This is a genomic window from uncultured Turicibacter sp., from assembly GCF_938044715.1.
GTDB lineage: Bacteria > Bacillota_I > Bacilli_A > MOL361 > Turicibacteraceae > Turicibacter > Turicibacter sanguinis.
In genome coordinates this window covers 1-5750 of record NZ_CALIOS010000113.1, presented here as the reverse complement: position 1 = coordinate 5750, position 5750 = coordinate 1, and the positions used below count along the sequence as shown (strand labels likewise).

Here is a 5750-nt window from a genome sequence, read left to right as displayed (position 1 = left end):
AGAAGCTAATTTTATTTCGTAAAAACAAATCAACAGCTGCTTCATTTGCGGCATTTAAAACAGTCGGACAGCTCCCCCCTTGCATCCCCGCCTCATATGCCATTTTTAAACATGGGAAACGTTCAAAATCCATTGGCTTAAATTCCAATGTTCCAACTTCTGCTAAATTTAAAGACTTCCCTTGTTTTAAATCCATACGCTCTGGATAGCTCATCGCAAATTGAATCGGAATTCTCATATCAGGCGTTCCTAAATGCGCAATAATACTCGTATCCTCAAATTCAACCATTGAATGGATAATACTTTGGCGATGTAAAATCGTTTCAATTCGTTCATATGGCATGTCAAACAGCCAATGCGCTTCAATGACTTCTAGTCCTTTATTCATCATCGTCGCCGAATCAATCGTAATTTTAGCTCCCATTGACCAGTTAGGATGATTTAAGGCCTGTTCAAGTGTCACTTCTTTTAACATTTCACGGGTATAATCTCTAAACGATCCACCACTGGCTGTAATAATTAGCTTCTTAATCGCCTTAGCATCTTCACCTTGTAAACATTGATAAATAGCTGAATGCTCACTATCCACAGGCAACAGTTTAACACCATGCTGCTTCGCTTTTTCCATCACCAGATGTCCTGCTGTGACTAAGGTTTCTTTATTTGCAATTCCAATATTGCGCCCCATTTCAATCGCTTTTAATGTCGGAAGTAATCCAACAGACCCCATGACTGCTGTGACAACAAAATCCTCACCACCTAAATCGGTTTGATAAGTTGCCACACTTTCAAGTCCCTGTGCTCCATACCCAAATTCAACGTTTGGATATAACGCCTCTAAAGTCATTGCTGACTCTTCCTCCATGACTGAAACATAAGCAGGTTGAAACTCCTCAATAATCTGCTTCGTTAATTCGATATTACGTCCTGATGAAAAAGCAATCAAACGAAACGCCTCAGGATGCATGCGAATGACATCTAATGTTTGTGTTCCGATAGAACCTGTTGCTCCTAATAAATAAATATTTTTCATCTAAATCACCACATTCATGACATTAATTAAAATATATAAAGCTAATGACGCGTATAAATGGCTATCAAATCGATCTAAAACGCCACCATGTCCTGGGAATAATGTTCCAAAATCCTTGATTCCATACTCACGTTTCATTGAAGAGGCTACTAAATCTCCAAATTGGGCGACAGCTGCTACAACTAAACTCATCATGGCTAAAACGATAACATGATCTGAAACGCCCGTTATCACTCCAAAAATGCTTCCAACTAAAACACCAAGGATCGTTCCACCAACCGATCCTTCCACTGTTTTATTTGGACTAATTAATGGGGCTAATTTACGTTTACCTAATTTTCGTCCTACAAAATAAGCACCAGAATCGGTTACGGCCACTACGATAATCATAAATAAAAATAAATTTAACCCAAGTGAGCGTAAGAAAATCATAGAATGAAAAGTAGATCCGATATAAAAGATTGTTAACAAATAGTATCCGGCATCATTAACTGTAAATTGCTTTCTCGTAACAACTGCAAGTAATAAAATAAACAGAAATAATGCCATGGTTCCCAGTCCAAAAACAAGTGTCCCTGTAAAACTCAATGTTCTAAAATCAAATGAACTAAACACAATCATTAAGATTGCAATCATCGTAAATACTTTAATCTCTACTGGTGTCTTAGAAATTGTTTCTCTCATATCAATCATTTCTTGAGAGGCAACTAGAGCAAGTAATACCCCTAAAATAATAAAAGGTAATCTCCCATAAATCAAAATGGGTAATCCTATTGCAATGATGACAATAGCTGTCAATACGCGTTGCTTCATTTTTTACTCTCCTTTATTTGGTTTCAGTTAATCCACCAAAACGTCGATTACGTTTTTGATAATCGTAAATGGCTTCATACAATTGATTTTCTTTAAAATCTGGCCATGCCACAGAGGTAAAATATAACTCTGCATAAGCTAACTGCCATAATAAATAATTACTAATGCGTTGCTCTCCACTCGTCCGAATCATTAAATCAAGAGGAGGCAAATCGTGCGTCATTAAATGATTTTCAATAACATCTTCAGTAATTTCTTCAACCTTTAGTTCTCCAGCCTTCACTTCTTTAGCGATTTGTTGAACAGCTTGTTTAATTTCATCCTGAGAACCATAATTAAGTGCAATAGTTAATGTCATCGTTTGATTATCTTTTGTTTGGTGTGATAATTCCCTAATTTTCTCTTGTAATTCAGTCGGTAAGTCTTCAGTATTCCCAATGACCTTTAATCTAATATCATTTTCGATTAATTCTGGTGCAAACTCATCAAAGAATTTTAACGGAAGTTTCATTAAAAATTTAACTTCTTCTTCAGGGCGTTTCCAATTTTCAGTTGAAAAAGCATAGACCGTCAATGCTTTTACACCAAGTTTCCCACATAACTTTGTTATTTCTCGGACATTCATCGCGCCTTCTTGATGACCGGCTGTTCTTGGTAATCCTCTTTTTTTAGCCCATCTTCCATTGCCATCTAAAATGATCGCTATATGTTGAGGTAGAGGAGCTTTTAAAATCTGCTCTTTACTTACCTGTGTCTTCGTTTTCTTTTTAAAGAACATTCAAGAAACCGCCTTTCATAAAATTAACCTATCCTGTATATTTTAATATACTTACCATCTTTTTTCCACAGACAAAGTAGGTTTTATACAAATTATCTCAATGTCTTTAATATTTTTATTAACCTTCTGCATCATTATGAACCTAATTTTATGAAATAATCTGATTTTTAATCTTGTTATTATCATGCTCAAAAGATTAAGCCTTTATCAAAAGAATCCCCCTATTGTCCTAAAGACACGTAGGGGGATTCTCTTTTATCTTTATTGAAAATCATTCTAAAATATTATCTCATCTTGATTGAATTATGATGAGTGATTATTTGTCAGCCACTTACGTCTCACCTTTGTCTTAATACGCGAAATTTCAAGTTTAGTAATCGCATCTAGTTCTTGAGCCATCTCGACGTCTTTTTTCTGATTCTTTAGTGACCCTTTTAACTTAATAAAGCAATCTTGATTTTTTTTCAAATAAATCACAGCCTTTTAAAGCTTTGATTTATTATATCGCTACTAATCCTCTTGGCCAAATCCATATCGTAAGGCATTATTTTTAACGCGTGTTTCAACTGCTTGTGCAGCACGTTTAGCATCACCTACAAATTCAGAACCAAATTCAACCTCCATACGTGTGGTTAATTTGCTTCTATTATTCGATTGTGAATGTTTACCTTTTTTATGATTTTTTGACATATTTTTGCCTCCTCATTAATATTTTAGAATGATACCATTAATATGTCTTTAATTGTCGATATTTATACATATCGAAATCCTTCATTTGAATTTAAAATCCATTCATAAACATTAATTTGTCTGACTCCAACTAAATACATCTCATTATGAAATGGTATCAAATAAGTACCAAGCCATGATGTTTTTAATCGCTGACACGTTTTATTAGATGGGATATTTTCAGGTAAACAACTAATATAAACATATGTCATTCCATGTAATAAGGCAATTTTTTTTATAATTAGACAAGCTTTTGCTGCATAATGATGCCCTTGATAGGGTGGATAAATTTCATAACCAATATTTCCTCCATAAAACGTCATTTCATTATGTCCAATCCTAATATCTATTTTTCCTATTTCAACTGATGTTAAATGTTTTTTTATTTTAAAGTGGTATGCTGGCACATGAAAAGGTTCTAAATTTGCTGGTACTTTTTTTTCTAATATCAAATCAATCTCACCATCTGTTAAATACCCAACCTCAGCGAACCTAAACATTTTTCTCCCTCCTCCTGAGGTATTTAAAAACCTACCTTACATCTTACGTATGATGTCCTATAAAAATGAAAAAAAAGACAAGATTCCTTGCCTTTTTGATAAATTATTCATCTAGAAGTCTCTATGTAATCAAATAAAAAAGCCACCCAAAAAGAGTGGCTTAAAAATTAGATTGACATGATATCTTTTTCTTTTTCGTCTGCAGTTGCATCAACTTCTTTGATTTTTTTATCTGTTAATTTTTGTACATCTTCAGTGTAACCTTTTAATGCATCTTCAGTAATTTCACCATTTTTTTGTAATTTTTTTAATTCATCATTTGCATCACGACGAACATTACGGATTGCAACCTTCGCATCTTCTGCAAATCCTTTAACTTTTTTCGCTAATTCACGACGACGTTCTTCTGTTAAAGCCGGAACATTTAAACGAATGACTTCCCCATCGTTGTTTGGAGTTAACCCGATGTTCGCTTCATTGATTGCACGTTCAATTGCTTGTAACATTGATTTGTCGTATGGTTTTACCACTAATTGACGAGGTTCTGGTACTGTTACTTGTGCCATTTGATTAATTGGTGAAGGCATTCCATAGTAATCAACTTGAATATTATCTAATAAAGCTCCACTAGCACGTCCAGTACGTAATACTGAAAATTCACGTTTTAAAGAATCAATTGCTTTGCTCATACGAGCTTCTGCGTTACTTAATACATTTTTAGGCATTTTTATCTCCCCTTTACAATAGTTCCAATTTTTTCACCTGCAACTGCTTTTTTAATATTCCCAGATTCATTCATATTAAACACTAATAATTCAATATTATTATCCATACATAAAGAAGCTGCAGTTGAGTCCATGACTTGTAAACCTTTATTTAATACTTCTAAATATGATAGTTCGTCATATTTAGTGGCATTAACATTTTTACGTGGGTCATCGTTATAAACTCCATCAACACCGTTTTTAGCCATTAAAATAGCATCAGCATTGATTTCAGCTGCACGTAAGGCAGCCGTTGTATCAGTTGAGAAATAAGGATTTCCAGTTCCTCCACCAAAAATAACAATACGACCTTTTTCAAGATGACGAATCGCACGACGACGAATATATGGTTCAGCAATTTGATTCATATGAATTGAGGTTTGTGTTCTTGTTTGAACTCCACATCCTTCAAGTGCATTTTGAAGAGCTAAGGCATTCATGACAGTTGCTAACATTCCCATATAGTCTGCACTAGAGCGCTCCATTCCCATTTCACTCGCCGTTTTACCACGCCAAATGTTTCCACCACCAACAATGATAGCGATTTCCACACCTGTTTCATATGCACTTTTAATTTCTAAAGCAATTTTCTGTACTGTTTCAGCATCGATACCAAAACCTTTTCCTCCAGCTAATGCTTCTCCACTAAGCTTTAGCACAACACGTTTATACGAAGTCATTAAGGCACCCACTTTCTCATCCATTTATATCCAAAGCAAGGGACACAGTGATGTGTCCCTTAATTAAAATAAGTTGTTATGCGCGAACTTGGCTCATTACTTCTTCTGCGAAGTTAGTAACCACTTTCTCGATTCCTTCTCCAACTTCTAAACGAACGAATAATTTGATAGTTGATCCGTTGTTTGCAGCCCATTTAGCAACTGTTAAATCTCCATCTTTAACGAATGGTTGTTCTAACATACAAACGTCTGCTAAGAATTTACGGATACGACCTTCAACCATTTTTTCAACGATGTTAGCTGGTTTTCCTTCATTTAATGCTTGAACTCTGTATATCTCTTTTTCTTTTTCTAAAGCTTCATTATCTACTTGTTCTCTGCTTAAGAATAAAGGATTTGCAGCAGCAACTTGCATACAAACTTCCTTAGCAATTTCTTCTAAAACAGCAACGT

9 protein-coding genes are annotated in these 5750 nt (G+C 34.7%); all 9 read right to left on the bottom strand.

Annotation, left to right across the window (positions count from 1 at the left end):
- Positions 1–1033, bottom strand: a 1033-nt coding sequence (gene dxr / locus QWC74_RS10750; RefSeq protein WP_288994032.1) for a 1-deoxy-D-xylulose-5-phosphate reductoisomerase, incomplete at its 3' end; no start/stop codon positions are given.
- Positions 1034–1846, bottom strand: a complete 813-nt coding sequence (locus QWC74_RS10745; RefSeq protein ID WP_006783766.1) for a phosphatidate cytidylyltransferase — start codon at positions 1844–1846, stop codon at positions 1034–1036. It abuts the gene before it with no gap.
- Between the two features lie 13 nt (positions 1847–1859).
- Positions 1860–2624, bottom strand: a complete 765-nt coding sequence (locus QWC74_RS10740) for an isoprenyl transferase (RefSeq protein WP_006783767.1) — start codon at positions 2622–2624, stop codon at positions 1860–1862.
- Between the two features lie 303 nt (positions 2625–2927).
- Positions 2928–3092 (bottom strand): hypothetical protein, encoded by a 165-nt coding sequence (locus tag QWC74_RS10735; RefSeq protein ID WP_162036064.1) that lies wholly within the window; start codon positions 3090–3092, stop codon positions 2928–2930.
- A 42-nt stretch (positions 3093–3134) separates the two neighbouring features.
- Positions 3135–3314 carry a hypothetical protein gene (locus QWC74_RS10730; RefSeq protein WP_006783769.1) on the bottom strand — a complete coding sequence of 60 codons (180 nt, stop codon included), beginning with the start codon at positions 3312–3314 and terminating at the stop codon, positions 3135–3137.
- Between the two features lie 62 nt (positions 3315–3376).
- A complete protein-coding gene (locus QWC74_RS10725; RefSeq protein ID WP_006783770.1) occupies positions 3377–3853 on the bottom strand; it encodes a GNAT family N-acetyltransferase in 477 nt (158 codons plus the stop codon).
- A 167-nt stretch (positions 3854–4020) separates the two neighbouring features.
- Positions 4021–4578: a ribosome recycling factor gene (gene frr / locus QWC74_RS10720; protein WP_006783771.1), complete on the bottom strand. Its 558-nt coding sequence runs from the start codon at positions 4576–4578 to the stop codon at positions 4021–4023.
- Between the two features lie 2 nt (positions 4579–4580).
- Positions 4581–5321, bottom strand: coding sequence for a UMP kinase (pyrH, locus tag QWC74_RS10715; protein ID WP_006783772.1), 741 nt, complete (start codon positions 5319–5321; stop codon positions 4581–4583).
- A 52-nt stretch (positions 5322–5373) separates the two neighbouring features.
- Positions 5374–5750: translation elongation factor Ts (gene tsf, locus QWC74_RS10710; RefSeq protein WP_288994029.1), on the bottom strand; the 377-nt coding region annotated here is incomplete at its 5' end.

What these genes read in the sequence shown, in the direction of transcription:
- QWC74_RS10745 (WP_006783766.1), bottom strand. Translation starts at nt 1,846, where the DNA reads ATGAAGCAACGCGTATTGACAGCTATTGTCATCATTGCAATAGGATTA.
- QWC74_RS10740 (WP_006783767.1), bottom strand. Translation starts at nt 2,624, where the DNA reads ATGTTCTTTAAAAAGAAAACGAAGACACAGGTAAGTAAAGAGCAGATT.
- QWC74_RS10730 (WP_006783769.1), bottom strand. Translation starts at nt 3,314, where the DNA reads ATGTCAAAAAATCATAAAAAAGGTAAACATTCACAATCGAATAATAGA.
- QWC74_RS10725 (WP_006783770.1), bottom strand. Translation starts at nt 3,853, where the DNA reads ATGTTTAGGTTCGCTGAGGTTGGGTATTTAACAGATGGTGAGATTGAT.
- frr (WP_006783771.1), bottom strand. Translation starts at nt 4,578, where the DNA reads ATGCCTAAAAATGTATTAAGTAACGCAGAAGCTCGTATGAGCAAAGCA.
- pyrH (WP_006783772.1), bottom strand. Translation starts at nt 5,321, where the DNA reads ATGGATGAGAAAGTGGGTGCCTTAATGACTTCGTATAAACGTGTTGTG.